This is a genomic window from Plasticicumulans sp. (assembly GCF_035331805.1).
In the GTDB taxonomy this organism is placed as follows: domain Bacteria; phylum Pseudomonadota; class Gammaproteobacteria; order Competibacterales; family Competibacteraceae; genus Plasticicumulans.
The window spans coordinates 6207-10896 of sequence record NZ_DAOLKE010000102.1; the positions used below are offsets into that span (position 1 = coordinate 6207).

7 protein-coding genes are annotated in these 4690 nt (G+C 71.7%); all 7 read right to left on the reverse strand.

The features are described from left to right. Window positions 1–24 precede the first annotated feature (24 nt). Window positions 25–750, reverse strand: coding sequence for a hypothetical protein (locus PKE44_RS09190; RefSeq protein WP_324550339.1), 726 nt, complete (start codon window positions 748–750; stop codon window positions 25–27). Continuing rightward, window positions 747–1304 (reverse strand): sigma-70 family RNA polymerase sigma factor, encoded by a 558-nt coding sequence (locus PKE44_RS09195; RefSeq protein WP_324550341.1) that lies wholly within the window; start codon window positions 1302–1304, stop codon window positions 747–749. Before PKE44_RS09195 ends, PKE44_RS09190 begins: the two co-directional genes overlap by 4 nt. Beyond that, the gene (locus PKE44_RS09200; RefSeq protein ID WP_324550342.1) at window positions 1301–1771 is read right to left on the reverse strand and encodes a DUF1841 family protein; all 471 of its coding nucleotides are present in this window, start codon (window positions 1769–1771) and stop codon (window positions 1301–1303) included. The genes PKE44_RS09195 and PKE44_RS09200 overlap by 4 nt, the downstream gene beginning before the upstream one ends. Continuing rightward, window positions 1772–2410 (reverse strand): endonuclease III, encoded by a 639-nt coding sequence (nth, locus tag PKE44_RS09205; RefSeq protein ID WP_324550343.1) that lies wholly within the window; start codon window positions 2408–2410, stop codon window positions 1772–1774. Between the two features lie 74 nt (window positions 2411–2484). Continuing rightward, a complete protein-coding gene (locus tag PKE44_RS09210) occupies window positions 2485–3192 on the reverse strand; it encodes an electron transport complex subunit E (protein WP_324550344.1) in 708 nt (235 codons plus the stop codon). Beyond that, entirely contained in the window at window positions 3189–3830 is a 642-nt protein-coding gene (gene rsxG, locus PKE44_RS09215) for an electron transport complex subunit RsxG (protein ID WP_324550345.1), read from the reverse strand. The genes PKE44_RS09210 and rsxG overlap by 4 nt, the downstream gene beginning before the upstream one ends. A gap of 5 nt (window positions 3831–3835) precedes the next feature. Continuing rightward, on the reverse strand, window positions 3836–4690 hold an 855-nt coding region (locus PKE44_RS09220; protein ID WP_324550346.1), incomplete at its 5' end, for an RnfABCDGE type electron transport complex subunit D.

A 4690-nucleotide genomic window follows, 5' to 3' on the forward strand; every position in this document is an offset into this window, starting at 1 on the left:
CTTCCGCGCCCTGCCCGGGTGCCTTCAGATGCGGATCGGCATCCAGCTGCCGGCGAACTTCGGTGCCGCGGTCGGCTTGTCGGGCATGCCGCGATCGACGCGCTCGACGGTGACGACGAGCTGGCCCTTGAGCTGCGCGCGCGTCGCCTTGTCGATCTTCAGCGTCGCCTCCTCGCCGCGCCACGGCAGTTCGCCGACGAGGATCATGCGCTCCGAGCCCTCGGGCCGGATCCACAGCAGGCAGCCGATGTCCGGCGACATGACCATCGGCTGGATGCTCTTGACGTAGATGCGATCCATCTCCGGCGCCGCCGACAGCATCCACATCGGTTCGTGGGACTGCATGCTGGTGACGACGCTGGCGTAGCCGGGGATCGCGGTCTGCTTGCCGAGGCCGAGCGCCAGCGCGAACACGAAGGCGACGACACTGGCCATCGCCGCCCAGCCGCGCCAGAAGCTCAGGCGCGCGAGCAGGCCGGGCGCAGGCGAAGCGGTCGCCGCCGGGGCCGCCGCGAGCGTTTCCGGGAACAGGCGCGTGCGCAGCTTCGGCCAGACGCTGTCCGGTGCCTCGATCGCCGGCGTCGGGCCGAGCAGTTCCGGCAGCCGGCGTTCCCAGCCGGCGACGCTGCGGCGCAGGTCGGCGCGGCCGGGCAGCAGGCTCTCGAAGCGCCGGCGCGCGCGCGGTTTCAGCGTGCCGAGCACGTACTGCGCCGACAGCAGTTCACGGAGTTCGGGGTCGCGGTAGTTCATGCGCCCTCCAGACAGGTCTTGAGCCGCAGCAGGCCGCGGCGCAGCCAGGACTTGACGGTACCGAGCGGCGTGTCCAGCCGCGCGGCGATGTCCTCGTGCGTGAGGCCGCGAAACCAAGCGAGCTGCACGGCGCGCTGCTGCAGGCCCTGCAGCTCGCCGAGGCAGCGGTGCAGGGCCGCACCCTGCAGGCCGCGATCGACGGCGTCGGCCGGACTCTCGGCCGCCTCGTCGGCAAGCTCGTAGTGCTCGTCGATGTCCTCGGCCGTGCTCAGGCGCCGGGCGCTGCGGCGCAGCGTGTCGATCGCCTGATGGCGGGCGATCGAGCCCATCCAGGTCAGCGGCTGCGCGAGATCGGCGCGGAAATCGCCGGCGCGGTGCCAGATCTTCACGTAGGTCTCCTGCAGCACGTCGGCGGCGAGGTCGCGGTCACGGACGATACGCAGCACGATGCCGAACAGTTGCGCCGACGACAGTCGATACAGCTTTTCGAATGCATGGCGATCCGCGAGCGCCGTGCGCGCCAGCAGGTCTTCGAGCACCTCGGGCACGCTCATGCACGCGGCCCCGCCGAGCCCGGGAACGGTCCCGGCCCGATGCCGGCGAGCGCCTGCACGCGGGCGAGATACTTCGCCTCGTCCGGCGCCGTGCCGAAGCGCTGCGCCTCCCACAGCGCCTCGCCGAGGGCTTCCATCATCGCGTGCTCGGCGGCGTGCGGGTCGCCGAGCTTGCGGGCGAGCGCGAGCCAGGCAGCGCGGATGCCGGCCGGGCGGTCGGTCTGCACCTGCTCCTGGATGCCGAGGTGCATGCCCATGTGCAGGAAGGGATTGCTCTCGCCGCGCTGCGGCGTCCATTCGTCGGCGAGCGCGCGCTCGGGATCGGCGAGCAGGGCCTGGTATTCCGGATGCGCCTCGATGACGGTGGCGATCAGCGTTTCGAGCGGTTCGAGGGTCTCGCCGGCGCGGTGCCGGCGCCAGGTCTCGCAGTAGTAGCGGCGCAGCTGGTTGCGGTCGGTGCCGAACATTCAGGCGTCTCCGGTCTTGTCGGGGCAGGCGCAGAGGTCGCGCACCACGCAGGCCGGGCATTGCGGCCGGCGCGCGGTGCAGACGTAGCGGCCGTGCAGGATCAGCCAGTGGTGCGCGTCCTGACGGTATTCATCGGGCACGACGCGCTCGAGCTCGCGCTCGACGGCGAGCACGTCGCGCCCGGGGGCGAGGCCGGTGCGGTTGGCGACGCGGAAGATGTGCGTGTCGACCGCGATCACCGGCTCGCCGAAGGCGGTGTTGAGGATGACGTTCGCGGTCTTGCGCCCGACGCCGGGCAGGGCTTCGAGCGCGGCGCGCGTGCGCGGCACCTCGCCATCGTGACGTTCCAGCAGCAGCCGGCAGGTCTTCAGGATGTTCGCGGCCTTGTTGCGGTACAGGCCGATGGTCTGCACGTGGGCGCGCAGGGCGTCCTCGCCGAGCGCGAGCATCTGCGCCGGCGTGTTCGCGACCGGGAACAGCCGGGCCGTGGCCTTGTTGACGCTCTTGTCGGTGGCCTGCGCCGACAGGATCACCGCCACCAGCAGCTCGAACGGGCTCGCGTACTGCAGTTCGGTGGTCGGATGCGGGTTCGCAGCCTGCAGGCGGGCGAAGAATTCGCGGCGTTGCGGCGGGGTCATCGGCGGGCGGGCGGCGCGGAAAGGCGCTTATCGTAGCGCAAGCCGGCCGCCGGCCCATCATGCGCCCCGGGCGTTCAGGCGCGGGCGTGGGCCTCGGGCGTGCAGCCGGCTTCGACCGGGGTCGCGGCCGTGCGGGCGTTGGTACGGGCGTCGAGCCAGTTCTTGCCGGCGATCAGCAGCGCCAGCCCGATGAACGCGCCGGGCGGCAGGATCGCGAGCAGGAAGCCGCGGTAGTCGTGCAGCACCTGCACGGTCAGCATGCGGCCGGCCTCGCCGAACATGATGTCGGCGCTCGCGAACAGCGTGCCCTGACCGACGAACTCGCGCAGGCTGCCGAGCGCGGTCAGCACCAGCGTGAAGCCGAGCCCGGTCGCGACGCCGTCGAGCGCGGCGAGCGCCGGGGCGTTCTTGGAGGCGAAGGATTCGGCACGCCCGAGCACGCAGCAGTTGGTGACGATCAGCGGGATGAAGATGCCGAGCACCTTGTGCAGTTCGGGCAGGAAGGCGTGCATCGCCAGTTCGACGGCGGTGACCGCCGAGGCGATCACGACGATGAACACCGGGATGCGCACCTCGTTCGGCACGAAGCTGCGGATCAGCGCGATCGTCGTGTTGGTCAGCAGCAGCACCAGCACCGTCGCCAGCCCCAGGCCGAGGCCGTTGACCGCCGAGCTGGAGGTCGCGAGCAGCGGACACAGCCCGAGCAGCGCGACCAGACCGGTGTTGTTGCGCCAGAGGCCGTTGGCGAGGATCTCGGACTTGCTCGGGGCACTGGCGCTCATGGGGCTCGGTCTCCGCTGGCCGGGGCGTAGAGTTCGGCGCGATGCGCCTGCGCGTATTCGAGGAAGCCGTGCACGGCCTTCACGATCGCGCGCGGCGTGATGGTCGCGCCGGTGAACTGGTCGAAGCGCCCGCCGTCCTTGCGCACCTTCCAGCCGGCGGCGTCGGGATCGGTGAGGCTGCGCTCGTCGAAGCTGCGGATCCAGTCGCTGCGCTGGATCTCGATGCGATCGCCGAGCCCCGGCGTTTCCTTGTGCGCGAGCACGCGCACGCCGGCGATGCGGCCATCGGCCCAGACGCCGACCAGCAGCCGGATCGGCCCGGCGTAGCCGTCGGGCGCGATGACGGTCGCAAGCGCCGCGACCGGCTCGCCGGCGCGCCGCGCCCGGTAGACGGTCACCGCTTCGCCGCTGCCGAAGCCGGCGGCGTCGCTGAGCCGGATCGTGTCTTCAGTGGGATGGTTGTCATAGCGCGCGGCGGGCACCAGCGCGTTCAGCTGCGCTTCGAGTGCGGCCTGTTCGGAGGCGGCGATGCGCCCGCGCGTGCCGAAGTAGGTGGCGGCGACCAGCGCGACGCTGAGCAGCGCGAAACCGCCGAGCACGCCGCCCCCGCGGCGCATCTGCTGCAGGACCTCGCTCATGACTTTCAGGCCCTCCCGGCGCCGAAGGCACGCGGCAGCGTGTACTGGTCGATGGTCGGTGCGGCGAGGTTCATCAGCAGCACGGCAAACGCCACGCCATCCGGGAAGCCGCCGAGCGAGCGGATCAGCCAGGTCAGCAGGCCGATGCCGGCGCCGTAGATCAGCCGGCCGCGCGGCGTCGTGCTGGCCGACACCGGATCGGTGGCGATGAAGAAGGCACCGAACACCGCCGCGCCGCTCATCACGTGGAACCACGGCGGTGCGAAGCGCGCGGGCTCCGCGATCCAGAACACGGTCGAGATCAGCGCCAGCGCGCCGAGCATGCCGGCCGGGATCTGCCAGGCGGCGACGCGCCGCTGGCACATCCACAGCCCGCCGCCGAGGAAGGCGAGGTTCGCCCATTCCCAGCCGCTGCCGCCGATCCAGCCGAACACCGGACTGCCGGCGCGCACGGCGGCGACGGTCTGGCCGAGGCCGAGCTGCGTGCGCAGCGTGTCGAGCGGGGTGGCCGAACTCACGGCGTCGAGCAGCACGTGATCGCCGTGGCCACCGAAGATCAGGGCGAGGGCCTCGCCGAAGCCGGCGACGTGTCCGCCGACCCCGCGCGGGGCTGCCCAGGTGCTCATCTCCAGCGGGAAGGAGATCAGCAGCACGACGTAGCCGATCATCGCCGGATTGAACGGGTTGTAGCCGAGCCCGCCGTACAGGTGCTTGGCGATGACGATCGCGAACGCCGTGCCGAGCACGATCAGCCACCACGGCCCGAGCGGCGGCAGCGCCACGGCCAGCAGCGCGGCCGTGACCAGCGCGCTGGCGTCGCCGAGGAAGGGGGCCAGCGGCCGGCGGCGCAGCAGCAGCAT